This is a genomic window from Synechococcus sp. PCC 6312 (genome assembly GCF_000316685.1).
Lineage (GTDB): Bacteria > Cyanobacteriota > Cyanobacteriia > Thermosynechococcales > Thermosynechococcaceae > Pseudocalidococcus.
The window spans coordinates 2,670,834-2,695,992 of record NC_019680.1 but is presented as its reverse complement, the minus strand read 5'-3'; the positions used below and the strand labels follow the sequence as shown (position 1 = coordinate 2,695,992).

Below are 25,159 nucleotides of genomic sequence, written 5' to 3'. Positions count from 1 at the left end.
CTGGAGTTTGGCCTTAGATTTGACACCTTAATACTACCTTAAGTTCGTTTTAATGACTATTCTGGGCTTTTCCAAGCTTTATGGGATATTCTGCGGCATCTGGATGAGCTTGTCCCTACTTGCGTTTAGTCATTTATTACCGCCGATTATTACAGCCGATGCAGCCCCATGCCCTAAAATTACGCCCATGAGTAGTATCTTTGGCCTCATCCATCACCAGGCCCCCCTTAACCCTGAATATCTAGGTAGAATGCAAACCAGCATGGCCTATTGGGGGCAAGATGGGTCGGGACTATGGTCAGAAAACCAGGTTGGATTGGGGCATCTTTTACGCCATAACACCCCAGAATCAGTTTATGAAGTCTTACCTAGGGTCAGCGCGGGGGGCCTGGTCATCACTGCCACTGCCAGGATTGATAATCGGACAGAACTTTGCCAACTCCTGAGCATTGCCCCACCGGAACAGGCAATGACCCCCGACAGTGAGTTGATTATCCAGGCCTATGAGAAATGGGGGCTGGCCTGTGTGGATCGCTTGCTTGGTTCCTGGGCAGTGGCCATTTGGCATCCTGAACAAGAAAAACTCTGGATTGCCCGCGATGCTTGTGGCACAGGTGGACTGTACTACACCCAACAGGGTGGGCTTTTTGCCTTTGCCAGTTCCCTCAAAGGAATATTAGCCCTGCCTCAAGTCTCTCGACAACCGAATTTATTAGAAGTGGCCCATGTGCTCACCTCCTGGCCCAGTGATGGGGTGCAAACCTGCTATGAAAACATTTTCCATCTGCCCCCAGGCCACACTCTAACCTTGACCCAGGCTGAACTAAACATCCAGCGATATTGGGATATTGGCCATATTCAGCCCCTTGAACTAAGTTCCTCCCAGGCCTATTTGGATGCGTTCTTAGAGGTTTATACCCAGGCCGTGACAAGCAATTTACGCAGTTTCAAACCCGTGGGCGCGACCATGAGCGGGGGGCTGGATTCGGGTTCGGTCTGTGCCTTAGCCGCAAAACAACTCCGAAAACGGCATCAAAATTTACCCGTGTTTACCCATGTGCCCCTCTATGACACTCAAGGCATTACCCATCCGCGGCGGTTTGGTGATGAATCCCCCTTTGTGGAAGCAAATCGGCAATTTATCGGCAATGTGGCGGTTCACTATTTAAGAAGTGAAGGTATAACGCCCCTGGCTAGCCTGGAACAAAAGCTCTGGATCAATGATCAACCCAGTCATGCGGCGGCAAACTTTTTTTGGATGATCGATCTCTTACAAACCGTGCAGAACATGGGCCTGGGAACAGTTTTAACAGGACAAGGGGGCAATGCCACGATTTCTTGGGGCGGGTTGCCTGCCTCTTGGCGGACTCATGTAAAAGAAGGGAACTGGGATGTCCTGTGGAGCAAAGTTCAGCGAGCCTGTGTATCCCCACAGCAAACCTTGATTCGATTCCTGCCCAAATTTTTGCGGCCTCAGTCTCTCGCACCAACATCCTCTGAACCAGTCTGGCTAGATTACTCTGCGATTAACTCGGCCTGGGCAAGGTCATTTCAGATTGATCAAAAAATGGCTGCATCCGGCCACGACCCTACATTTCAACAGTCAGATTTGTTAGCGGAACGCCGTGACCTGATCCGACATACGAGCCAAAAAGCAAATACCCTCTGGCAAGAAATGGGAGCCGCCTACAGCGTTGAGGTTCGGGATCCGACCCTGGATAAACGGGTGATTGAATTTTGTTTAGGGATTCCCACCTGGGTCTATCGAGATCGGCATCTGAATCGGGCTTTAATTCGCCAGGCCATGGTGGGTGTGCTTCCCGACAAAGTCCGCCTGAATCAGACTAAAGGTTTACAGGCCGCTGATATTGCCTTTCGGGTGCGGGATCATCAGGATGAAATTGCCAACGCCTTGCACCAGTTAAGCGCATCTCCCCTGGCCCAAGAGATGTTAGATTTACCTAAAATGCAGCAAGTATTGGCATCCATCCAGGCTGAGATTACCCAAGCCAACTCTGGAGACTGCGGGACAATTTTATTGCGGGGCCTGGGTTGCGGGCTGTTTCTGGCTAGCTTTACATAAATATTGCTCACCATTGCGAGCTTCCATGACCTATGACCTCATCCCTAAAGCTTCAAATTCCTGACCATATTGTCTATCAAGATATTGATGGCGAATTGGTGTTGCTAGATCTCAATCAGGGGGTGTATTACGGCCTAAAAGATGTGGGTAAGCGCTGTTGGGAATTGATTGCTGAGAACCACGATCGGGCTGGGATCATTGAGGCCGTGGCCCAGGAATATGATGTCTCCCCAGAATTGCTGATCAGTGATTTAGATGCACTTTTTGCGGACTTTACAAGCAAGGGCCTGGTGACAATAGCCGAATAGTGGGGCCGGAGACACCAGTCAAATTCCTGGATCAGATTACCCTACTTGAGGGCCTGGACTTTGGCGATTAAGGCTTCTGGAGGCTGGACGCCTTCAATCCGTTCAACTTGTTGGCCCCGATGAAACAAAATTAGAGTGGGTAAGGCATAGATTTGGAACTGACTGGCAATTTCCGGGTATCGCTCGGTGTCAATCTTAACAATTTGGACTTGGGACTTAAGTTGCTGTTTCACCTGCTCTAAGACCTTGGCAATCATTCGGCAGGGGCCGCACCAATCCGCGTAAAAATCTACCAACAAAGGAACCTGGGCCTGGGCGACCAGATCATCAAAGTTTTCAAAGGTTTGTTTCGTGGTCATGGCATGCCTAAATGGACGCACTGAGGTTTATCCTGCTACACAGAGGACTTTGGGGCAATAGAAACTGCCAAAATAATCCCCACAGGTTTTACAGAGTCAGGCTTATTGGCCTGGAGATGGATCAGGAGATAGAACCCGGCCGCTTACTCTAAATTATTTTAGCCTTGACCGCAAGAGCTAGACACTTCAGGATCAGGAGCAGAGACCCTATCTATAAGGCTTTATCGTGAAAAATCTGTTTCAACGGTTTGGGCAGCTTGTCCCGGAACTCCATCACCGGCCAACCGCCAGCGAGGCTCATCTCCCCCAGGCCCATGAGGCAGAGGCCCAAGAAGAATCCTCCTATTTTGAATATTTCTTTGATCAACCGGGGGCAATGCCCGGCACCCTGAGTATTGAAGCAGATGCACCCCCCCCAAATATTATTTTGATTGACTACAACGCTGACGAGGCCCAGCGGGTACACCTGGAGCAACCAGAATTAATTACCCCCTATTTAGACCGAGAATCTGTCTCCTGGATTGATGTCCAAGGCCTGGGAAATGAGGATATTTTGCGCCGGGTTGGGCAAGTGTTTGGTTTACACCCGATTGTTTTAGAAGATGTTGTCAACGTTCCCCAACGTCCCAAGGTGGAAGATCATCAGGATCAGGTCTTAGTGATTACCCGCATGGTCACACCCAAGGAAGACTTAAAAGGGTTTTATGCCGAACAGGTGAGTTTCATTCTGGGCAAATACTATCTCTTAACCGTGCAAGAAGAACCCGATCGAGATTGTTTTGGCCTGGTACGGCAACGGATCCGAACAAGTCGGGGGCTAATTCGCCAACATGGAGCAGATTATTTGGCCTATAGCTTAATTGATGCCATTATTGACGGGTTCTTTCCAGTTTTAGAAGACTACGGCGAGCGAATTGAACTATTAGAAACCCAAGTGGTTACCCATCCCACCCGGCAGACCCTGGAGGAAATCCATAAAGTCCGCCGCGAACTTCTCTCTCTCCGCCGAGCCATTTGGCCGCAGCGGGATGCCATCAACGCCTTAATTCGAGATAGTAACGATCTAATTAGTCCCGAGGTGCGGATTTATTTACGGGATTGCTATGACCATGCCATTCAAGTCTTGGATATGGTGGAAACCTATCGGGAACTGGCGGCGAGTTTGATGGATGTTTACCTGTCTTCAGTGAGCAACAAAATGAATGAGATTATGAAGCTCCTAACGATTATCTCGACTGTGTTTATTCCCTTAACGTTTATTGTTGGGGTGTACGGGATGAACTTCAATACAGAAATTTCCCCTTGGAATATGCCGGAGTTAAATTGGCGCTGGGGCTATCCGGCCTGTTGGGCGGTGATGTTGAGTATTGCCGGGAGTTTATTCTATTTCTTTTGGCGCAAAGGTTGGTTTCAGGATCAATCCCAGGTGGAATTGGACTGAGCCAGGCCGGGTAGGGGTTCTTCTGGTTGTTCCCCAAACCGATAGCCTTTCCCATAGACCGTATGAATCAGGGCTGTTTCGCCGGGACGTTCAATTTTACGCCGGAGTAAGCGAATTTGGGCCGCTAAAACATTACTGCTCGGTGGATGGTTCCCCGGCCAAAGGTAATTACGAATGTCATCATGGGTAAGGACTTGGTGGGGGTGAGCCAAAAAATAGGTCAACAGATGGGCTTCTTTTTCGGCCAAGGTAATGACTCGCCCATTGCGATAGGCCAAGCGATTCTCACTATCCAATTCCAAGCCCCCAATTGCGGTTATTTGGCTAACATTGGCCAGGCCTCCCTGTCGGCGCAACAAAGCCCGGACGCGCGCTAACAACTCCCGTAGCTCAAAGGGTTTAATTAAATAGTCATCGGCTCCAGCATCTAGGCCTTGGACTCGGTCGTCTAACGTATCTCGGGCGGTTAAAAATAAGACTGGGGTGAGATTGCCCATCTTCCGTAAATGTTGACAGATCTCCAGGCCAGAAACCTGGGGTAACATCCAATCCAAAATAACTAGGTCATACCCGTTCACGGTTGGCTGAGATAGAACTTTGAGTGCTGCGGCTCCATCATGCACCAATTCCACCTCATACCCCGCTTGTCCCAAAACCCGGCCCAAGGGTTCGGCCAATTCAACTTCATCTTCAGCAAATAAAATCCGCACAGCCTTAGTTAGCTCTATCAACAATAAAGAGCATAATCTCATCTTGACATGGGGGCTGCTCTGGAGGTAAAAAACCTCAACTATAGTTCGCCGGGATTGGGCAATTTTAGCGATTGGATTTCACTGGTTAGATCAGAAGTTAAACTGTGCCCAATTTATAACTATTGTTAATTTCTGGGAATTTACCAAAGGTAACAACAACCTAGTAACTATAATATGAGGGTAGATAAATAATCTAGTTTTTTAGAATCAGTAGGATTACCCTGCTCCATGAACCGACAACCCCTTGTTCTTAAACTGTCATTTCTGATATTACCCCTCCTGGCCTGGGCAACAACAGCAACCGAAGCTCATTCCCAAACTCCTCCCAGTGTCAATCCGGTTGATCCGGCCGCGATTAAAATCATCAAAGCCATGGGTGAACGATTACAGGCCGCGAAAACGTTCTCCTTTACAGCCACTACAGCCTATGAAAGTCCATCTCGGATCGGGCCACCCCTAGTCTATTTTTCATCCTCACAAGTTCTGGTTCAACGTCCTAACAACCTCCGCGTCATTACCACAGCCGATGGCCCTAAAAGTGAGTTTTACTACAATGGCAAGACGATGGTGGCCTTTGCTCCCAATGAAAATCTTGTCGCTGTAGCTGCGGCTCCTAATAACTTGGATTCAGCACTTAAGGAAGCCTACCAGAAAGCCTCAATTTACTTTCCTTTTACAGATTTCATTGTCTCTAATCCCCATGAAGACCTCATCAAGGAATTAAAATTTGCCTTTGTTGTGGGTCAATCTCAAGTTGTGGGAGGAACAGCCACTGATATTGTTGCTATGGGTAATGATCAGATCTTCGCTCAGGTTTGGATTGGAACTGAGGATCACCTACCACGGGCATTACGGGCTGTTTATCGCAATGACCCCTCTCGGTTACGACATCAGGTTGAATTTTCAAATTGGTTGATTAATCCCCCAGTGACTGCCACTATGTTTACCCCAACCAATACTGCCAAGGCCCTAAAAATTCCCTTTGCTTCCCCTGTGATTCTTAATCCTCCAAAACCTTCTAACAAATAAACCTGACTTGCCAGCATTCTCATTCACAAAAAATTTCCTAGGAGACTCGGACATGAAAAGAATCCCAACAGCCTTAATAACGATGTCTGTTGCCTGTTTAATGTTTTTGCCCCAAGTTGCTCAAGCCTACTTTCATGCGGCAGGTGGATCCGTATCCCATAGTGATGGGTCTTGGAGTGCCTCAACTTCAAGGGGGGGATCCGCATCTGGTGGTGATGGGTCTTGGAACGCAACCGGATATCGAGGGGGCACTGCTTCCGGGAATGACGGCACTTGGCACGGAACAACAGCATCTGGAACAACAGCCTATGGAGATCACACCTATTACGGGGGGACTTACTCAACCTATCATCCGCCGACTGTAGTGAATTCCTATTACGGCAGTGGATGCTATAACTGCGGGGGCTGGGCGGCGGCCGGGGCGGCGGTGGGAGTTGCGACAGGGGCGGCGATTTCTTCTGCTGCGAGTGCCAATGCCTATGCTGCTGGGGCTGCTGCTGCAAATGCCTATGCTATGGGTGCTATTTATCCGGTGTTACCGACTGGTTGTCAAGCCATATCTACACAAAGTGGCACTTTTTATCAATGCGGGACAACCTGGTTTAGTCCAGCCTATGGAGCTAATGGGGTTTACTATCGGGTTGTCCAAGCCCCTTAGAGTTTTAGGGAAATTGTCGCGACGCTAAGCTGGAGAGGAAAAGAGGTTTGTTATAATCGGCTCTATGAAACTAGCATTTAGCAAATACCAAGGCCTGGGCAATGATTTTATCCTGATTGATAATCGTCAACAGGGAGAGCTTTACCTAACTGCTGACCAGGCCAAGACTTTGTGTGACCGACATTTTGGCATTGGGGCCAATGGAGTTATTTTTCTCTGTAGCCCTGCTGATGCCACCTGTGACTACCAAATGGCCATGTTTAACAGTGATGGCTCCGTGGCTGAAATGTGCGGGAATGGGATTCGCTGTTTGGCCAAGTTTATTGCGGCCTTAGAGTCCCATGCTCCTGACCAGGCCTGGATCTATCGGGTTGAAACCTTGGCGGGGGTAATGACTCTTAACTTACAAACTGATGGCCGGGTCAGTGTCAATATGGGAACTCCCAAATTACTCGCCAGTGAAATCCCCACAACCTTGAGCGACCCCGATCAAAAAGTGATTGATGTGCCGTTAGAACTAGCTGGACAGACTTGGCAACTCACCTGTGTCAGTATGGGAAATCCCCACGCAATTACGTTTGTTGAGAATGTCGCTGCTATCCCCCTGGCTGAATTGGGGCCGCGGTTTGAACATCACTCCATGTTTCCCCAACGGACGAATACGGAATTTGTCGAAGTTATCCGACCTGACTATCTGAAGATGCGTGTCTGGGAACGGGGGGCTGGGGCGACCTTGGCCTGTGGAACGGGGGCCTGTGCAACGGTGGTGGCTGGAGTCTTAACTCAACGGGCCTTACCCCAAGCTACGGTTGAACTTCCCGGTGGTTGTCTGGATATTGACTGGCAGCAAACAACTCAAGCCATTTATATGACGGGGCCGGCTAACCATGTGTTTGATGGGGTTACTGACTTAGAGAACTAGGGAGTATTAGCAATAATGTGTAGATCCACTGTCGCCAATTTCCGCATAAGTTTCTGACTAACTGAGCCACGTAATAGGGTTTGCCAACGACTGCGACGACTTTCACCAATGACAATTTGAGTGATATGTTTTTCTTGAACAACTTGGGCAATCGTCCCGACAATATCAACTGACTCAATGCGAATAAATTCTCCTGGCAATTCTTGACACAATCGTTCACAGGTTTCGATATATAAGGATTCAGATTTTGATAGGAAGCGATTAGGGTCTGCAACGAATAATACATATAATCGCGCATTCATATAGTGAGCAATTCGTCCTCCCCGGCGCAATAATTGAACAGAATTAGGATAAGTCGAAATACAGACTAAAACTCGCTCTTGAATATTGCAATAGTCCTGCTGCATTTCTCGAACATCTTCTTCGACACTATCGGCAATCTCACGTAATGAAAGCTCTCGGAGTAAAGTCAATGTTTGACGTTGGAAGAAGTTTTGTAGGGCCTGGTCAATTTTTTCTGGGGCGTAAATTTTTCCTTCCTTTAAGCGTTGTTGTAAGGTTTCCGGCGTGACATCCACAACCACCACTTCATCAGCTTCATCCAAAAGTCGATCTGGAATTCGCTCGCGCACAACCACACTAGAAATTTTGAAGACTAAATCATTGAGGCTTTCTAGGTGTTGAATATTGACAGTCGAGTACACATCAATACCCGCTTGTAAAATCACTTCAACATCTTGATAGCGTTTTTCTCGTTCTGATCCCGGCACATTGGTATGAGCTAATTCATCAATCAAGGCAAGTTGGGGCTTACGTTCAATAGTCGCTTCTATATCCATTTCTGTAAAAGTTTTCCCTTGCCAACTCAATGCTTTGCGGGGAATTAACTCCAGGCCAGTGGCTCGTTCTTGAGTTTCTTTACGACCATGGGTTTCTAACAGGCCAATGACTACATCTAAGCCTTCTTGCTTGAGTCGTCGTCCTTCTTCTAACATCCGGTAAGTTTTGCCAACCCCTGGACACATCCCAATAAAAATCTTATGTTTGCCGCGGCGAGATGGGCCAAGATGATTCTTCGTGGATAGAGTGTGCAGTTCTGTCTCAGAAGGATTTTTCATTGGTTGACTCTAACGCTGATCCAAGGCAAGATTCAGTTGCAAAACATTCACCCCTGGTTCACCGAATATTCCCAAAAAGCGTCCATCTGTATGTTGATTGATCAGGGTCGTTAGGTTTTCCGGGGTGAGGTTGCGGGCCTGGGCAATGCGGTTAATCTGGGCCTGGGCTGCGGCAATGGAAATATGAGGATCTAAACCAGAACCGGAACTATAGATTAAATCGGCGGTGGGTTTAACTCTGGCTTGTTGTAAACGATCAATCTCCGGTTTGATCCGGTTTAATAATTCAGGATTGCTCGGTGCTAAATTACTGGCCCCTGATAAACCGGTTGGATTTGCCTCTTTATTTTCACTGTAGTTAACCACGCTGGGTCGGCCCCAGAAATAACGCTCTGAGGTAAAAGTTTGTCCAATCAGAGTCGAGCCGATAATTTGTTGACTAGAGTTAGTGAGTAGACTGCCATTGGCCTGGAATGGAAATCCAACTTGAGCAATCCCTAAAATCACTAGAGGATAAATTAAAGCGGTTAAAAGCCACAAAACAACAGAACTGCGAATAGCAATCACGAAATCACGCATAACGTTGAACCCTCCAAATGAGCGATAGAGCATCCAAAATTGCAAAGGCAATCAGCATTAGATCATCCTTAAAAACGTTCTGGTTCAATAATCACCACCATTAAATAGATTCCCAGGCCCATAACTAAAATCAATAATCCTGCGATGGCATAAGCATTTCCCCGTTCTAATCCTGCCTGGGTAGCCGCATAAACTCCTTCTGCTAACAATAATTGCAGCAACAATAGAGTCAAAATTGTCAGAAATCGGTTACGGCTTTTCGGAGAGATATCAGGCAGATTGAGCGAGCTAATTTTTGGCCAATCCTTGATCCTTAAATTTGTATGAGAATGCTTTAACATGATTTACCTCAATACCTTAAACAATACCAACGTTACCAATCAAAACATCAATGACTTTAATGGCAATAAACGGCGCAATAATCCCCCCCAGGCCATAGATGAGAATATTCCGTTGCAATAACTGATTTGCGGTTAAGGGTCGGAAATTTACCCCTTTTAATGCCAAGGGAATTAAGGCCGGAATAATCAAAGCGTTATAAATCAGGGCAGACAACACGGCGGATTCTGGGCTTTTTAACCCCATAACGTTCAAGGCTCCAATCCCAATCGCCGCAAACATGGCTGGAATAATTGCAAAGTATTTAGCAATGTCATTAGCAAGAGAAAAGGTGGTTAAGGCTCCCCTAGTAATGAGTAATTGCTTGCCAATCGTGACTAAATCAATCAACTTTGTTGGGTCGGAATCTAAATCCACCATGTTTGCAGCTTCTTTGGCGGCTTGTGTTCCCGAGTTCATGGCTACCCCGACATTGGCCTGGGCCAGAGCTGGAGCATCATTAGTGCCATCTCCGGTCATCGCAACTAACTTTCCGGCTGCCTGTTCCTGTTGAATGACTCGAATTTTGTCTTCTGGGGTCGCTTCGGCAATAAAGTCATCCACCCCGGCTTCTTGGGCAATATATTGAGCCGTGATCCGGTTATCGCCAGTGAGCATGACGGTTTTAACCCCCATCCGCCGCAGTTGAGCAAAGCGTTCGCGAATCCCTGGTTTGATGATGTCTTTCAGGTAAATTACCCCGTAAATTTCTTGATCCTGGCAGACGGCTAAGGGCGTTCCTCCTTGACGAGACACCGTTTCATAGGCTGTTTCCACATCTGCCGTGGCCTGGCCTCCCCGCGAGCGGACAAAGCCTCGGATCGCATCTACAGCTCCTTTGCGAAATTCTGCGCCTTGGGGTAAATCTGTCCCACTCATCCGGGTTCGGGCCGAAAATTCAATCCCGGTGGCCGTTTCTAAAGCAAAGTCAACCTTAGCTCCCAACTGTTCCGCGAGACGGACGATGGATTTTCCTTCGGGAGTGGTGTCAAAGATACTGGCAGCTAGAGCAACACTGGCAACTTTCTCTAATGAATGACCATTCACGGGAATAAAGGACTCAGCCAAGCGATTACCCAAGGTGATGGTTCCGGTTTTATCTAAGACCAGGGTATTAATGTCACCACAGGCCTCGACTGCTCGCCCCGATGTTGCGACAACATTAAACTGCGCCACCCGATCCATTCCGGCAATCCCAATGGCACTCAACAGGCCCCCAATCGTAGTGGGAATTAGCGCAACTAGTAACGCAATCAACGTGGCGACACTGACGGGATTGTTAATGTAATTAGCAGGGGGCGGTAACGTGGCAACCACAATTAGAAACACCAGTGTTAAAACGGCTAACAACACGGTTAAGGCAATTTCATTAGGGGTTTTACTGCGTTCTGCACCTTCGACTAGGGCAATCATCCGATCAATAAAGCCTTTACCCGGATCAACCGTAATCCCAATCAATAGCTCATCGGAAATCACCCGCGTTCCCCCCGTTACCGAACTGGCTACATCGGATCCGGGTTCTTTGAGGACTGGGGCCGACTCACCTGTAATGGCAGATTCATCCACGGCTGCTACCCCGGACAACACCTCGCCATCCATCGGGATCATTTCTCCAGCGACAACTCTAATCCGATCTCCTTTACGGAGCGCACTGGAACTGACAGCAACGAAACTACCATCAGGATTTTGCTTTTGAGCAATGATATCAGAACGGGTGGATCGTAAGGCGTCGGCCTGGGCTTTTCCGCGTCCCTCGGCAACCGCTTCAGCAAAATTGGCAAATAGAACGGTGGCCAACAAAATGAAACAAATTAAGCCATTGAAAATATGCGACCGATCACTGGTAACTACCCCAAACAGGCCTGGGTTAAGGGTTAATAAAAACGTGATGATTGTCCCAACCCAGACCAGAAACATGACGGGATTTTTGATGGCAACACGGGGATCTAATTTCAGAAATGCCTCTGTAGCGGCCCGTTGATAGAGTCCAGATAAGTTGGCCTTTGGGGTGTGACGGCGGGCTGAGCGGGGGCCACCAGGTTGAGGTTTTATGATCTTCATGGATTCCTTTTGTAGTTAGTTACAAATCGAAGAGAATGAAAAAGATTAAAAATCATCAAACTAATGCCTATAAGTCCTGCTCTGAATAAGTGCTATTTGCTGCTGTTTTACTCAATATTCTGTTACCGAAAAGCAAATCTTCAGTCTTCACATAAATCTTCTGCTGGTGGATGTAATCCTGTCTTGAGCCAAAATCGCCTAGTTTCTCGAATTGAATCGGCTTCTGGGTAACGGCTATCATTCAGATCAAGGCGAATACAAGTTGCACGGCCAATAGGTGTAATTCCTTTAATGAGAAGACCCCGATTTAGCCAAATAAAGTGTTCCTGCCATTGATTTTGGCGTGGGTTAAAAAGCGGAACAACCATCTCAGTCTCAGGATCAAATCCGGCAATAAAGTTATAACGTCTCTCATTACAACGGCGACAGGCGAGAGCAAGATTTTTTGGATCATCAAAACCACCTAGCGACTTTGGAATAAGATGCTCAATCGTAAACCTCCCCGCACTGAGTCGTTCTGAAGAGTGACAATACTCACATAAGTAATTGGCTCGCTGACGAATGGCTTGTTTGAGTTCATTATTGATTGACATTTTGACTAGCCAACATTGCATTAATGTGAGTGAAAATCCGGTCTAGTTCACCAATGGCCTCAAGTTCAGTGACTTCTTCAAAGGTCAGTTCATCAGCTTTCTTTTTTTCCAAAAGGTTCTCCATTCGCTGTTGCAGTGAGTCGCTAAATTTAAATAAAGTCCAGTGATCTACCTTCTCAAGTTGAATTTCATGGATTAATGCTGATGGCTGACTAACTGTTGTGAACATCTTGACCTCATCAATAAATTACATAGTCATAAAGATTTAGATTACTTCATGATACTTAGTTTCCACTCAAGTGAATTAGCTCAAAGGCTTCTGTAATCGGGCCCAAGGCTAAGACAGGTAAGAAAGTTAAAGCTCCGAGAATTAAAATCGAACCACCTGTAACTGCCGTAAACAAAACAGTATCGGTGCGAAGAGTGCCAATGGTTTCGGGAACGGGTTGTTTCTGCGCCAGGCCCTCTGCCAAGAAAATCAAGGCCATGATGGGGATATAGCGACCCGCCAGTAGGGAAAATGTCGCACTTAAATTCCACCAGACAGTGTTATCCCCCAGGCCCTCGAACCCAGAACCATTGTTAGCGGCAGCAGAGGCATATTCATAAACCACTTGGGAAATGCCATGAAACCCCGGATTACTGATGCCTGCTAATTGCTCAGGAAAAGCTAGGGTAATCGCGGCTGGAATCAGAATTGCAATCGGATGGATCAGTAAAATCACACTGGCTAAGACAATTTCTTTCTTTTCAATTTTCCGTCCGAGAAATTCTGGGGTACGTCCCACCATAAGGCCTGTCAAAAACACTGTGAGGATTAAAAACACAAATAAATAGGCTGTACCTGTACCTTGCCCACCCCAAATAATTTGCAGAAACATATCCGACAGTGCCGAAAATCCCCCCGGTGGCATTAACGAGTCGTGCATCCCATTGACTGCCCCACACATTGTCCCCGTCGTCGCCACAGCCCAGAGTGCCGTTAAAGCCCAACCAAATCGGACTTCTTTGCCTTCCAAGTTTGGGGCTGATTCTCCTAGAAGCTGATTAACTATCGGATTTCCTTCAAACTCTCCAATAGCCGTAATGACAATCAGAAACGTAAAGATCAAAAAGACTAACCAGAATAGCAACCAGCCTTGTTTGGGATTGTTAGCCATCTTGCCATAGGTAATTACCAGGCCAGCCGGGATCACCAGCATGATCACCGTTTCGAGGAGATTACTGAAATTATTGGGATTTTCAAAGGGATGGGCCGAGTTAATCCCAAAAAAGCCGCCGCCGTTTTCTCCTAGTTGCTTGATAATTTCAAAATGAGCCACGGGCCCGCGGGCAATGAATTGGGTAGCTCCTTCTAATGTGGTTGCTTGGGCCGGGCCAGCTAGGGTTTCCGGAACTCCAGCAATCACCAAAAGAATGGCTCCAATCATTGAAATGGGTAAAAGAATCCGGGTAATGGCTAAAACCAAATCCTGATAAAAGTTACCAATGGGTTGCCCTGTTAGTCCCCGAATAAAGGCAATAGCCACCGCAATCCCAGTCGCCGCCGAAGTAAACATGAGATAGCCTAAGCCCCCGGCCTGGGTCAGATAGCTGTAGGTGGTTTCGCCGGAGTAATGCTGTTGATTGGTATTGGTGATGAAAGATACGGCTGTATGCAGGGCTAAATCCCACGTTGGTTCGCCTAAACCAGTCGGATTGAGGGGTAAAAAACCTTGGGCCAGTTGTAGGACAAAGACAAATAAACCCATCACCAAGTTACTCATCAGCAAAGCCCGAATGTATTGCCAGGCTGTCATTGAAATATGGGGATTGATGCCACTGGCCTGGAATAACAAGCGTTCAACTGGCTGAAAAATTCGCCCTAATTTGGCTTGTTCACCAGAGAATACACCCGCCATGTAATAGCCCAAGGGAGGAGCTACCAGAACCAGAATGATTAGAATTAAAGAAATTTGGAGAAAGCCAAACAACATAAGTTCTTAACCGTAATATCGGGGACGCAAATATAGAACAGATGAGCATTTTGGTGGCATAACTTCCCTCTCAACTTATGAGGTGACATGGATACTGATTGAGATTATCTTAGTTCTTATCTTGCCGGATCATCATCATAAAAACACCAAAAAGCCAGGTTTAATATAAATTTATAACGGCTGATTTAGCTGAGTGCTTAGAGAGCAGATAAAAGACTATACCAAATGATATAGATAACAGTGATTTAGATAACCTTTGTTCAATAATTCGCTAGATTGAGGCGATAAAGAAACCAGATAATCAATAACGGAAACATAAGTATATGACATTAAGTAAGTGCATCTATTGGTTAATCGGAGCTTTATTCCTAATTATCATTATTCTCGAATTTAGTACCCCGCCACCCTATGTCTTTGGTTATCTCTATATCAGTGTTGTCATTCTAGCTAGTACTCAACTCAGTCAACGGGAAACGGTTATCATTACAGGCCTAGGGGTGTTTTTAACCCTTTTAAATTTAGCCGTTCCCGGCCTGGAGCATATCAACAGTATTACCTTAGCAAACCGTTTATTGGTAGCTTTAGCATTAATCGTCACAGGCTGGTTGGGGCAACAACTCCAGAATTATAAGTTTCGCCTTCTCCAGCAAGAAGTCCAATTAAAAAGTCAATCTGAGTTAGCTCGGATTCGAGAAGATTTTATTTTAACCTTAACCCATGATCTGAAAACGCCCCTCTTAGGAGCTATTGAAACCTTAAAGGCGATGGAAATAATTCAGTTTGGCCCAATCACAAATGCGCAGAAAAATGCAATTCAAATTATGATTCGGAGTCATCAAAAAACCTTGAAATTGGTTGAAACGATGTTAGATGTCTATGAAATTGATAACCAAGGTTTACAACTGCATTTACAACCCATTGACTTAATCGATTTAATTGCTGAAGTGATTGCCAAATTAACTCAACTTGCGCTATCTCGACAGGTGCATCTAAGATTGATTCAAGGCGAATCAGAATTTCGATCTAATTGTTGGATACTAGGAGATTCAATGCAACTAGAACGAGTTTTAACCAACTTGATTGCCAACGGCCTTAACTATTCTCAGCGCGGCGGTAAGGTGGAAGTCCAGATCAGCTTAAAACAGTCTTTTTATCAAGTGAATATCAAGGATGAGGGCCTGGGAATTGCCTCCGATGAGTTGCCGTTTCTATTTGAACAGTTTTATCAAGGCCATCATCACCGTCAAGCCAAGGGAACAGGTTTAGGTCTCTATCTCAGTCGGCAAATTATAACAGCTCACGGAGGTAAACTATGGGCAGACCCTTTGGTATCAGGAGCTAGTTTTAATTTCACCCTACCTGGTTACTTTGGGGAGCGGTCAACCTCGGCCTAATGTTTGATTACTTCTACAAGTCTTGAGTTCATAGTTATGGTTTCTGCTCCTATCAGAATTTTATTAGTCGAAGATGATGAACTTTTTCGCTTGGGCCTTTCAACTCGGCTGCAACAGGAAGTAAATTTCCAAGTTATGGCCCAGGCCGAGGATGGAGAAACGGCTCTTGATTTCTTACGCACTAATGTTGTTGATGTGGTGATTTTAGATGTGGGTTTACCCGGCCTGGGGGGCTTAGAAACCTGCTACCAAATCAAACAAAATTATCCAAAATTGCCTGTCTTAATTCTTACCTCCCACAGCAGCTCGAATCTAATTACAGATTTAATCAAAAAACAGGCCCAAGGGTATTGCCTAAAAGGAGGAGCCAGTGAACATTTAGTCTTAGCAATTCAGTCAGTAGTTGCTGGTGCTTCATGGTGGGATACCCAGGCCACGGAAAACATTCAATCTACTTATGAAATGCTACCAAAAACTCTTGAAACCAATGCTGATTTGCCTCTGACTAAACGAGAAAAGGAAATTCTGTCACTGATTGCCACGGGTAAGAGTAATATCGAAATTGGGCAAGAGTTATATATTGCGCCGGGGACAGTCCGGGTTCACGTTCATGCTATTTTGCATAAGCTCGGGATGCGGGATCGGACTCAGGCGGCAATTTGGGCCATGCAGCAGGGTTTAGACATTCCATCTGACCGTAACTAAAATCTTTAGTCTAGACTTTAAAACTGTAAAGCCCTATTAACGCCTGAATTAATTTAATGGAATAATCCATGGAGCTAACTGATTGTGAGTTTCAACCACTACATATCCCTCACCTAAATCATCATTTTTCAAACCTTCCTAAGATAATGAAAACTATAGCAAACAGTAATGATTCATGAGAAGATACCATGCATATTAAGTTGCACAGAACGCAGAATAAAACGATCAATAAACCATTGAAATAACCACTTGACAGTTTTAAATGTTTTAAACAGATGCCAGACTTGTCTCAAGAAGTTTTTAGCTTGTAGCTACATCGCTTCAATTGGATTTTGTTCAGGCGCATAGGGAGCTATAGCAAACATGAATTATTCATGAGAACATACCATACATACTGAGATGAGAAGAATGGAGAAAAAAATGACTTAAAAACTGTTCAAGCAGCCATTTAGTAATCTTAAATGTTTTCAATAAATGCCACTCATTCCTCAAGAAGTTTTTAGCTTGCAACCACACTGCTTCAATCGGATTTTGTTCTGGTGCGTATGGGGCTAATTTGATGCAGTAAATAGGCCATTCTTGTTCTGGCTTATCTCCATTGACTTGATGTAAATAATTACGAAAATCATGACTGCTATGATATGCTGCACCATCCCAAATCACAATAACTTTCTGATTGGGATGAATCGCTTTTATCACTTTGATAAATTCAATAGTATTCTGACTGTTTCCAGTTGAATAAGGCTTCACAATTAGATGACCTGTGACATAGTTAATTGCACCATAATACGTTTGCCTCTCCTTTATATTTTTGATGGGAATCTGTACTCTTTCATCCGTTTTATCCCAAGCATATCCACAAATATCCCCGGAAACAAGATGACACTGATCCACTCAGTAGACAACGGTTTTTTCCGATTCAATTGAAACTCGATTAGCTTCTAAATACTGACAAATCTCTTTTTTTTAAGGCGACTTTATCAGGGTCTTTCAAGGGATGAGTGACCTGTGCTTTTTGCCAGGATAGACCCGCTTCATGTAATAAATTATAATAGCTAGACTTTGCAGAATAGATAACATTAAATGTATCTAAAATATACGTCTCTAACTCTTCAAGATTCCAATAATTCTGTTGCTTTAACCAATCCAGTACCTGTTGTTTTTCAACCTCTGTCAAATAAGCAGGCTTACCTTTATACGCAAGTTTTAGCCCATTCACACCTGATAATAGAAACGCTTGTTTCCATTTTGTGATGAATCCTGATGAAACTCGGAGAATATTCATAATCTGCTGATGCGTAAATCCTTCTAGTGTCATCTTTACCGCTAGAGCGCGCTTAGTCTCTCTTGAATCTAGACAAGCATCAATAAATTGGTTGAGTTCATCCATGAGACCATCCAAATCATGCTCTAATTGTCTCATATCTAAAAACGGAATGCTATAGAACGTTGATTTTGCTATGATGACAGCCTCAAATGATCCTTGATTCAGGTGGGATTGCGATCCAACAGTTAAGTCAGTGGGCGATGTTCCGATCCGCTTAACGCCATAATTAAACCACTATAAAGTTGAAACGCATGATCCCAGTAGCAGTCCTCCCGCCGAAAAAGATCTAGATGGGGATTAATTTTTTCTAACAGGTCTGTATGCTCTAGGACTGTTTCAGCGAAGGAGGTAAAGTCACTCCAAATAGGAATTCCCGGCCGACAATGGTTAAAGACTGCCAACAATTGCCGCCAGTTAGCCCATGAGGTTTCTTGATCCGCGGCCACTTCGCTCCCCTGGACTGGCGTGAGATCAATCCCCCGATTAAATTGGTAGTGGCCACGATAAAAGCGGAGAATGGTTTGGCGGCTAGGTAAGTGTAAGTCACAGCATTGGGCATGGTCTTGAACTTGCGATTTGTATGTAGCAGTGCCTCGACTATCGCGATCCACCACGGTTTCAAAAATCGGTAATTGTCCTTCCACCCGCTGCGTTACCTCTTCCCAGTTAAAGGTAAAAATATGTTGCGGCGGTTCTGAGCCATGGCCACCCCACCCGGCCTGGACTTGGGGCGATAAACTTTGGAGAAAACGCACTTCAATGACGGTTAACTCTTGGAGCGGATCCAGAGGCAACCAAAACGCGGGAATGCCTGCGGCTCTTAATTGCGAGCCATAGACGGCCAACTCTGCCATTGTCCCATTCCGCAACAATCGCCATCCCCGACTGGGTAAGAGCAACCGGGCTGCATAGGGTTCGATGTCCATAATCCGGGTAAGCTGTTGGGCTAACTTGGTTTTAACTTCTGGGTTAGGGACGGCTTCAAGGACGAGGATGGCCCGTTGATCACCACCAGGGGCCTGGGCCACTGTCGCTAGCGCGTCCATTTGTTGTTGCTTGCGAGTTGTTGCAATCCGTTCCAGGCCTTGGCGGGCCCGCAGAATAATTTTGGGGCCACAATCTTGACGAAGAATATCGCGATACCGAGTTTCCGCCGCTTCGAGGTTTTGCTTTTTTTCCTCTAACCAAGCCCAGCCCAGCATTACTTGGGGTTGATCCGGTGGCAGAGTTTCTAAAAGAGCCATGGCCTGGGTTAAGTCGCCGGACTCAAGGGCTGCCATTACCGCCGGAATCATAGAATTAACCTCTAGCCTGGTTCGTCTCTCGGTGTTATGGATGAAGACAAGTAGGACTCGCTCCTTCTATCTTAGAAGGTGAGTTTTATCTCATCAGCATTGACGATTACATTGGCCTGATTATGCAACTGGAGACTGACCAGGAGTAGCTCCAAGAGACTGGATTTATCCGATCCTCAAAATTTTAGCGACTTAAAAGAGAAAGTATCCCTGGGCTATCGGTAACACGGTTGCGGGTTCACGGGTGAAAATTTTCCCGATAATGCCCCCATCGGCCTGGGTACTGCCGCATTCCACAGGCTTTACAGTCACGCTGTTTTTCAAATGCCGCTACCCATTGATCAGCTGGATTGAGTTTTGCTCGCTGAGATTAGCGACCATAAGCTTTCTCACAATTCAGATCGCCGCAATGGGAAGGAGCTTTAGTAATTCCTGTTCCCCTGTTAAAGGTGAAAATCACACCACAGAAAGGACATTGGGAGGTGGAGGGTAAAGAGTCTTTGGGAAGTTTCTGCCACTTCTGATAATCCGCGAGGCTTTACCTCTGCTGTAAACGGTCATATTCAGACACAAGAGGGTGGTGCAGCACAACATCATCGGAAGTTTTCCTATCATTTAAGATTTTTGCGAAAGCATTAAAAACATTTTCAGTATTCCGGTAGCTGTCGAATCGCTGTCCCAGAAATTCATCCATCCTAGTGTTAGCCCAAAATGCCCCAAATAAGATTTGGTAGTACGCTCGAATCCAACGCGCTCAGAGCAAAGCAGAAAACCCTAGCCTAGACTGATCACAAATGCTTTCAATTAACCGTAATTCCGGCTGGGATTCTCGAAAAAAGTAGAACAGCAACCGCTTCATGGTCACTGCATGATGCCCACAAAAATCCTCCCAATTTGGGATTATTGCTCGCATTTCTGAAAAATCAAGTTCACTAGGGAATGGCTTGTTATCAAGGTTGATCTGGGGTAATGACATTTTTAAAACTCCACAAAAACGGATTGATTGCGAATTGTACTTGCATAGTTTTGAAACAAAATTCTGGGATCATGGCCGCTCTGGCTTGCAACACCTAACGGGCTTGCTCCATTCGCTAGAGCGTGGGAAATTACGCTGTGTTGGCTGAAGTAAGGTTTCCTGTACGGAATGTCTAGCCGCTTGAGAATTGTTGACCAGGCCCGCCGCCGGAAATTCTTGTCATCCATTGGCTTCCCTTTTGGGCTGGGAAAAATCAAATCATCGGGTTTCGGTTTCCGTTTCTCATGGAGTGATTGCAACATAGCCACCAGGCCTGGGGATAAAATAACCTCCCTTGATTTGCCCGTCTTTGTGGACTTGCGATGATTGCCCCGGCTGATGGTTTCGCCAATCCAGGCCAGGGAAAAGTCACTCGATAAATGCTTCCATCGCAACGCCGCAACTTCCCCGAGTCTTGCCCCGGTTCCAAAAAGAAAACAGATCATCTCGAAGTAGTGGGAGTAATATCGGTTGGTCTTGAATGCCGCCAGAATCGTCTTAACTTCAGCCTCAGTAAAGGGTTTCACTTTTTGTCTGGGAGATGCCTTGATTTTGCTTGCCAGGCCTGCCCAAGGGTTTGATTCTCCAATGTGATATTTCCCTTTAGCCCATGTCCAGCATGATTCCAGCAACCAAAGATACTCCTTAGTAGTACGGTCACAGACTTGTTCCATGAGTACCGCCGTCAAGTTTCCCGCCCGTTGCTGGCTAACTGCATGGGCTTCAATATTGAGTGACCGCTTGAGATGGGCCAGCACACCTTGATACCGACACAGTGAGCCTGGGGATAGTCCTTTCTCTTTGCTCATGGCCTGGGTAAAAGCCTGGAACAGTTCGGGACAGCTTAATTCAGTCCGAGTCTTGCCCAGTTTCCGGGGTTTATACGCCAAAAGGGTTGGGTCAAAATGCCCAGTCGCCATATCCTGCTCAATCCGGCCAGCAATCTGTTTTGCTTTAGATCGCCCAACTACAGAGTCAGGCATCCCCACCGCTAAGGTGTAACGCTTCTCTAAATACTGCCAACGGAGCTGTAATCGTGATCCGTGTTTCTCAATCGTGACCTTAAACATCGGGGTAAATTCCGGGGTAAATTTACAACCCCAAACAACCCATAACGGTCTTTGTTCTCTGTCTTATTGACATTAAAAATGACCTTTAGAAGTCGTTTGGAACTCCCAAAAGCCTTATTGTGTAATGGTTCCCCAACCTATCGGGATGACAGGATTTGAACCTGCGACCCCTTCGTCCCGAACGAAGTGCGCTACCAAGCTGCGCTACATCCCGTAGTTTTTTCAGCATAGCATCTTGACTGAATTGACGGAAAAGCTAAGGCATCTTTGTGCTTTATTTCGCTGGAGGTGTTACGTCTTCCTCTAAGTGGCGGCAAAATTCACCCAAGGGCATGACTGGGATGTAGGGCCAACCCCGTTCTTTTTCAATGGTTCGTAGTAATTTATAAAGGGCTTGACGATTCTTGGGCAAGGCGGATTGAAAGGCATAATCCCGAATGTCTCGATGCAATTGCTCTAAGACCCGTAGAAGTTCTAGCAATTTTTCACTATCCCCTAAACGGGCCTGGACAAGGGCTTGCACACGGTTAATGATGTCTACTAATTCTTCGTTTGACTCAGGACTGTTGCAATTATCCATCCCACTTCCTACACACAACACATGGAAAGCATCTTAGCTGACTTCTATGGGCTATGCTCATGGGTATTATGCTGAGTCGGGCATCTGCGAGGCAATGAGTACAAACAAATGGTCAGTGAAGGATCAAGGGCAATTTCACCCTGACTGCTATGCAAACATCACAAGAAGAGCCGTATCTAACCTTATGTAGCTCTCATAGATTGTCTACACTCCGTTGATAGTATATTTTTGTATCTGTTAAGTTTGGCGAAGGGCTGAGAAGTTAGTTAATTTTTATAAAAACGGAAAGGAAGATACGCTGGCTAGATCAGGTGGCTCTCATTGGAAGAGGGTGATAAGTAACACTAATGAGAGAAGTAAGCCATGAACCTCATTCGTAGATGTCTAAAACTTGTAAAGCCATAGGCCTGACGTTTAATCCCCCTAAATCTTATTATTAATCCCTTCCATAACCCCACTGGTAGTTCGACACCAAAAATAGTTACAAATTCCATCAATGTGATTTTTTATTATTTGAGTTGATGCATGAAATAACTGACTAGATTTTTCCATCCATTTTTCAAACGTCAACCTAGCCTTGTCAGGAGGTTGGTCAGTTTCATAAATGCTACGAAATTCTTCTTTTAACTCATACGCCAACCTTAATTTTTTCAAGCAATTGAGAACGTACTCTAGATTTTGCTTCTCTTCCTTTGTTAAACTGCTGTGATTTTTTAAGAGTAGGTGCTTGATGTGTTTAATCTTGATTTGGCAAATCACTAAATTACACTGCTTCCTAATTTTCTTGTTTTCTTAAAAGATGAAGGTGGCGAAATTCTTGAAGACTTTGATTTGAATTCTGCAAAACGTCCAGGATTGGAAACTAAACGTGTTAATGTTGATTTCCCAGTGTGGATAGTTGAGGCTTTAGATAAAGAAGGTGCACGATTGGGAGTTCATAGACAGGCAATTATCAAGACATTATCAAGACTTGGATTGCACGGATATTTAGATGCCAAAGTAGTTTAAGGGTTGAATTCGACGGACAACAAATTATTTTTCATCACAGCAAAAGCGTATTTCTCCGCTCTGGTGCAAAATGTTAGACTGATATGAATAATTTGTAGCTCATCACCACGGTATAAACTATGTCTGCTGCTACTGATATCGGCACATTAGTCACTGGTTCCCCAGATATTGGTAATGGTCGCCCAGTCATTACAGGGACAGGAACCTCTGTTCGTCGAGTTGTTGTTTTATACAAGCAAGGTGCAAATGCAGAAGAAATTGCTCGTCGGATGAGCCATCTAAGCCTTGCCCAAGTTTATGCTGCTTTGGCTTATTATCATGCGAATCGTGATGAGATTGAAGCAGATTTGGCTGAAGAGGACGCTGAATACTGGAAGCTCGCAGGATTCCACAGCAAAAGGGTTTAACGAATTTTAGATGAGCAAGATACTCTTGTACCTTGACGAGAACTCAATGGATGAGGACTTTGTCCAAGCTTTGAGATCTCGCAATGTGGATGTCCTGACAGTTGGGGATATAGGAATGCTCCATAGATCGGATGAAGATCAGCTAAATTGGGCAAAGGAAAATGGTCGAGTTATTTTTAGTTTCAATACTAGAGACTTTTACCGATTGCACACTACTCTAATCGAGCAAGGCTTGTCTCATGGGGGAATTATCTTAGCTCCGCAGCAACGATAGGGGGTTGGCGACTTGTTACGGGGAGTGCTGAAGCTGATAAATACTAAGTCTTCGGTAAAAATCTAGGGAGAGCTAGAATTTCTGAGTAATTGGATTTAATGGGAATGGCGGACAGATAAAGCCTCTTGCGCAAATATAAAAGGTTGTCTTCATTTGTGAGAATAATTGAACATCACAGGCCTTGGCAAAGAACAGCCCTTGACGGAATCTAGGGTGAAACCAAAGCTTTTCAAGCACAAATAATTTCATTGAAACATAACAAATCAATACTATTTATTATGTTCTTCTGGCAATTAGACTTTGGAATATTTTTCAATATCTGTATTGGTTAATAAACCGACAACTTCACTGTCAGAACGACCATTCTTAGTTACAAATACCTCATGACAATCTGGAATTTTGTCCATTGCTTCTTTGGCTGCGGCCAGAGTTGAATCTTCTCCAACGATTGCAAACGGCCTCTTATTCGCAGTTGAATCATCTAGAAAATTTTGTAAAGTTAGTCCATCACGATCCTGTTGTGACTTATCAAATAAATAGTATAAGATATCATCTCTATAGATTAGAAATTTAGGGAAGGCTGAAGTTGTCAGAATTGGAATACGTCTAAAACCTCTGTCATTTGCTTCCTTCAAAATTTCGACTAATTTCGCTTCGTTTTTATCCGCAGAAAACATTTTGCTTTTGGCAGTCATAGCAACTGCAACTAAAGTAGATTGTAACTTTTCCTGTGGAGACAATTGAACAAGTCTTTCAGCGCTGCGAGAAGCCGTCTCAAAATTCTCTCTGGCAAAATAGTAAGCCAAAACTGTGCCAACCCATGTACCCAAAAGGGGTAGGGTCGCATTAAAAACAACCTGTGCCCGCTCACTAACTTTATTATCTTCACTATCAGTAACTACAATTATTGTTATTGATATAGCTGAGATACCAAGGATAGCAGCAACAACAATGAATCCAGCCAAAATTGTTCTTGTATCAAACCATTTTCCATTGTTCTTATCAAGTTCAGAAGTCATTTTTTCTCCTTAAACTTTAAATTTTGAAAATATTTGCACAGAAATCTGAAATATACTCTACTTATTTTTTGGAGTCTGGTGCATCTCTCTAGATTTTATGTTCTCTAGGAAATCTCCAGCTATTCTTGATAAAGTTCTTAAAACGCTATCTGAAAAATAGCCAACCACAAATCCATATCCAGCACAAAAGGTCGGAGAATAGAATTGATTTTCCCTGAACGGTGCTAAAATTCCTCCTAAATTTAACAATGCAAGAAACGTAGCAACAACACCACCAATAAAGGGGAAACTGATACGCCAAAGAATGCGATCTTCATGCCAATACCTTAAAAATATAAGGTTTGAAACATTTCGGAGAGCAAATAAAGAACCTCCAGCAGCACCTGATAAAAAAACTATTAACAGTCGAAATAATGAAGCAGCTAGATAGCTCCTTGATCCCTTGTAAGGAGAAAGAAAAGGAGACTCATAATAGGCTTCTAAATTTTTCTCATATACAACTAGTGCTAAAAATAACCCGAATAAGAAGCACATTGTTAAAACGGCTACCAACGCATAAAATCTGGTTTCATTTCTATAAATTTTTCGGGCATTCTCTGGATATACAGATTTGTAATCACCAGGCAGTCGTCCATCTGAATAATCTATTTCGAGGAATTCCTCAAGTTGCTCTTTATCGCGAACAGATTTTGCTTGTCCTTCCTCAGATTTTTGAGTATGTTCTTCGGAAGCAAGATTATCTGATTCATTAGTTTCTTGCTCCTCCACTCTAGATATCCTCCTAATATTTAAGATGATGAGCTTTAAA

The 25,159-nt window shown here is 44.9% G+C and carries 28 protein-coding genes and 1 tRNA gene; 11 read left to right on the top strand and 18 right to left on the bottom strand.

All coding sequences use genetic code 11. From position 1 onward, the window contains the following. The first annotated feature begins 52 nt into the window (after window positions 1-52). Complete coding sequence (locus SYN6312_RS13115) at window positions 53-2,083, top strand: asparagine synthase-related protein (protein WP_015125364.1); 2,031 nt, start codon at window positions 53-55, stop codon at window positions 2,081-2,083. A gap of 32 nt (window positions 2,084-2,115) precedes the next feature. Next, the gene (locus SYN6312_RS13110) at window positions 2,116-2,391 is read left to right on the top strand and encodes a PqqD family protein (protein WP_015125363.1); all 276 of its coding nucleotides are present in this window, start codon (window positions 2,116-2,118) and stop codon (window positions 2,389-2,391) included. 41 nt (window positions 2,392-2,432) lie between these two features. On the opposite strand, the gene trxA is transcribed toward SYN6312_RS13110, so the two are convergent. Further along, complete coding sequence (gene trxA / locus SYN6312_RS13105; RefSeq protein ID WP_015125362.1) at window positions 2,433-2,750, bottom strand: thioredoxin; 318 nt, start codon at window positions 2,748-2,750, stop codon at window positions 2,433-2,435. Window positions 2,751-2,976: 226 nt separating this feature from the next. On the opposite strand from trxA, the gene corA reads away from it, so the two are divergent. Then, window positions 2,977-4,191, top strand: a complete 1,215-nt coding sequence (corA, locus tag SYN6312_RS13100; RefSeq protein WP_015125361.1) for a magnesium/cobalt transporter CorA — start codon at window positions 2,977-2,979, stop codon at window positions 4,189-4,191. Here corA and rppA read toward each other — a convergent pair. Then, entirely contained in the window at window positions 4,167-4,901 is a 735-nt protein-coding gene (gene rppA / locus SYN6312_RS13095) for a two-component system response regulator RppA (protein ID WP_015125360.1), read from the bottom strand. The two genes, corA and rppA, sit on opposite strands and share 25 nt — an antisense overlap. A 270-nt stretch (window positions 4,902-5,171) precedes the next feature. Between rppA and SYN6312_RS13090 the strand changes: the two genes are divergently transcribed. The 3 genes from SYN6312_RS13090 (at window position 5,172) to dapF (ending at window position 7,552) form a co-directional block, all read left to right on the top strand. Further along, entirely contained in the window at window positions 5,172-5,972 is an 801-nt protein-coding gene (locus SYN6312_RS13090; protein WP_015125359.1) for a DUF2092 domain-containing protein, read from the top strand. A gap of 52 nt (window positions 5,973-6,024) precedes the next feature. Continuing rightward, window positions 6,025-6,630: a hypothetical protein gene (locus SYN6312_RS13085; protein ID WP_015125358.1), complete on the top strand. Its 606-nt coding sequence runs from the start codon at window positions 6,025-6,027 to the stop codon at window positions 6,628-6,630. A gap of 64 nt (window positions 6,631-6,694) precedes the next feature. Further along, window positions 6,695-7,552 carry a diaminopimelate epimerase gene (dapF, locus tag SYN6312_RS13080; protein ID WP_015125357.1) on the top strand — a complete coding sequence of 286 codons (858 nt, stop codon included), beginning with the start codon at window positions 6,695-6,697 and terminating at the stop codon, window positions 7,550-7,552. Here dapF and SYN6312_RS13075 read toward each other — a convergent pair. The 7 genes from SYN6312_RS13075 to kdpA form a co-directional block, all read right to left on the bottom strand. Continuing rightward, entirely contained in the window at window positions 7,549-8,670 is a 1,122-nt protein-coding gene (locus tag SYN6312_RS13075; RefSeq protein WP_015125356.1) for a universal stress protein, read from the bottom strand. The two genes, dapF and SYN6312_RS13075, sit on opposite strands and share 4 nt — an antisense overlap. Window positions 8,671-8,679: 9 nt before the next feature. Further along, window positions 8,680-9,249: a K(+)-transporting ATPase subunit C gene (gene kdpC, locus SYN6312_RS13070; protein ID WP_015125355.1), complete on the bottom strand. Its 570-nt coding sequence runs from the start codon at window positions 9,247-9,249 to the stop codon at window positions 8,680-8,682. A gap of 68 nt (window positions 9,250-9,317) precedes the next feature. After that, on the bottom strand, window positions 9,318-9,590 hold the full coding sequence (locus SYN6312_RS13065; protein WP_015125354.1) for a potassium-transporting ATPase subunit F: 273 nt from the start codon (window positions 9,588-9,590) through the stop codon (window positions 9,318-9,320). Between the two features lie 16 nt (window positions 9,591-9,606). Beyond that, on the bottom strand, window positions 9,607-11,688 hold the full coding sequence (kdpB, locus tag SYN6312_RS13060) for a potassium-transporting ATPase subunit KdpB (protein ID WP_015125353.1): 2,082 nt from the start codon (window positions 11,686-11,688) through the stop codon (window positions 9,607-9,609). 140 nt (window positions 11,689-11,828) lie between these two features. Continuing rightward, window positions 11,829-12,281: an HNH endonuclease gene (locus tag SYN6312_RS13055; protein WP_015125352.1), complete on the bottom strand. Its 453-nt coding sequence runs from the start codon at window positions 12,279-12,281 to the stop codon at window positions 11,829-11,831. After that, window positions 12,268-12,510, bottom strand: a complete 243-nt coding sequence (locus tag SYN6312_RS13050; RefSeq protein ID WP_015125351.1) for a hypothetical protein — start codon at window positions 12,508-12,510, stop codon at window positions 12,268-12,270. The genes SYN6312_RS13055 and SYN6312_RS13050 overlap by 14 nt, the downstream gene beginning before the upstream one ends. A gap of 55 nt (window positions 12,511-12,565) precedes the next feature. Continuing rightward, complete coding sequence (gene kdpA, locus SYN6312_RS13045; RefSeq protein WP_015125350.1) at window positions 12,566-14,257, bottom strand: potassium-transporting ATPase subunit KdpA; 1,692 nt, start codon at window positions 14,255-14,257, stop codon at window positions 12,566-12,568. Window positions 14,258-14,580: 323 nt separating this feature from the next. Between kdpA and SYN6312_RS13040 the strand changes: the two genes are divergently transcribed. Continuing rightward, complete coding sequence (locus SYN6312_RS13040) at window positions 14,581-15,651, top strand: sensor histidine kinase KdpD (protein WP_015125349.1); 1,071 nt, start codon at window positions 14,581-14,583, stop codon at window positions 15,649-15,651. 36 nt (window positions 15,652-15,687) lie between these two features. Continuing rightward, a complete protein-coding gene (locus SYN6312_RS13035; RefSeq protein ID WP_015125348.1) occupies window positions 15,688-16,356 on the top strand; it encodes a response regulator transcription factor in 669 nt (222 codons plus the stop codon). Window positions 16,357-16,728: 372 nt separating this feature from the next. Here SYN6312_RS13035 and SYN6312_RS13030 read toward each other — a convergent pair whose 3' ends face one another. The 7 genes from SYN6312_RS13030 to SYN6312_RS21055 all read right to left on the bottom strand — a co-directional run bounded on the left by SYN6312_RS13030 (window position 16,729) and on the right by SYN6312_RS21055 (window position 22,402). Further along, entirely contained in the window at window positions 16,729-17,250 is a 522-nt protein-coding gene (locus SYN6312_RS13030) for a transposase (protein ID WP_051021028.1), read from the bottom strand. A gap of 40 nt (window positions 17,251-17,290) precedes the next feature. Next, window positions 17,291-17,746: a winged helix-turn-helix domain-containing protein gene (locus SYN6312_RS13025; RefSeq protein WP_041430857.1), complete on the bottom strand. Its 456-nt coding sequence runs from the start codon at window positions 17,744-17,746 to the stop codon at window positions 17,291-17,293. 122 nt (window positions 17,747-17,868) lie between these two features. Then, window positions 17,869-18,978, bottom strand: a complete 1,110-nt coding sequence (locus tag SYN6312_RS13020) for a hypothetical protein (protein ID WP_015125346.1) — start codon at window positions 18,976-18,978, stop codon at window positions 17,869-17,871. Between the two features lie 978 nt (window positions 18,979-19,956). After that, the gene (locus SYN6312_RS13010; RefSeq protein WP_015125344.1) at window positions 19,957-21,063 is read right to left on the bottom strand and encodes a tyrosine-type recombinase/integrase; all 1,107 of its coding nucleotides are present in this window, start codon (window positions 21,061-21,063) and stop codon (window positions 19,957-19,959) included. 140 nt (window positions 21,064-21,203) lie between these two features. Next, window positions 21,204-21,277, bottom strand: a tRNA-Pro gene (locus SYN6312_RS13005). 60 nt (window positions 21,278-21,337) lie between these two features. Continuing rightward, window positions 21,338-21,643, bottom strand: coding sequence for a hypothetical protein (locus SYN6312_RS13000; protein ID WP_015125343.1), 306 nt, complete (start codon window positions 21,641-21,643; stop codon window positions 21,338-21,340). A gap of 423 nt (window positions 21,644-22,066) precedes the next feature. Next, window positions 22,067-22,402: a transposase gene (locus tag SYN6312_RS21055; protein ID WP_051021026.1), complete on the bottom strand. Its 336-nt coding sequence runs from the start codon at window positions 22,400-22,402 to the stop codon at window positions 22,067-22,069. A gap of 3 nt (window positions 22,403-22,405) precedes the next feature. Here SYN6312_RS21055 and brnA point away from each other — a divergent pair, with 3 nt between their 5' ends. The 3 genes from brnA (at window position 22,406) to SYN6312_RS20135 (ending at window position 23,332) form a co-directional block, all read left to right on the top strand. Continuing rightward, window positions 22,406-22,651 (top strand): type II toxin-antitoxin system BrnA family antitoxin, encoded by a 246-nt coding sequence (gene brnA / locus SYN6312_RS19055; protein WP_371257404.1) that lies wholly within the window; start codon window positions 22,406-22,408, stop codon window positions 22,649-22,651. A 119-nt stretch (window positions 22,652-22,770) separates the two neighbouring features. After that, entirely contained in the window at window positions 22,771-23,058 is a 288-nt protein-coding gene (locus SYN6312_RS12990) for a DUF433 domain-containing protein (protein ID WP_015125342.1), read from the top strand. A 10-nt stretch (window positions 23,059-23,068) separates the two neighbouring features. Beyond that, complete coding sequence (locus SYN6312_RS20135) at window positions 23,069-23,332, top strand: DUF5615 family PIN-like protein (protein WP_216594150.1); 264 nt, start codon at window positions 23,069-23,071, stop codon at window positions 23,330-23,332. A gap of 293 nt (window positions 23,333-23,625) precedes the next feature. Here the strand turns inward: SYN6312_RS20135 and SYN6312_RS12980 are convergent, their stop codons facing one another. Both SYN6312_RS12980 and SYN6312_RS12975 read right to left on the bottom strand, forming a co-directional pair. Further along, entirely contained in the window at window positions 23,626-24,351 is a 726-nt protein-coding gene (locus tag SYN6312_RS12980) for a CBS domain-containing protein (RefSeq protein WP_015125341.1), read from the bottom strand. A gap of 57 nt (window positions 24,352-24,408) precedes the next feature. After that, a complete protein-coding gene (locus tag SYN6312_RS12975; RefSeq protein ID WP_015125340.1) occupies window positions 24,409-25,119 on the bottom strand; it encodes a hypothetical protein in 711 nt (236 codons plus the stop codon). Between the last annotated feature and the right edge of the window lie 40 nt (window positions 25,120-25,159).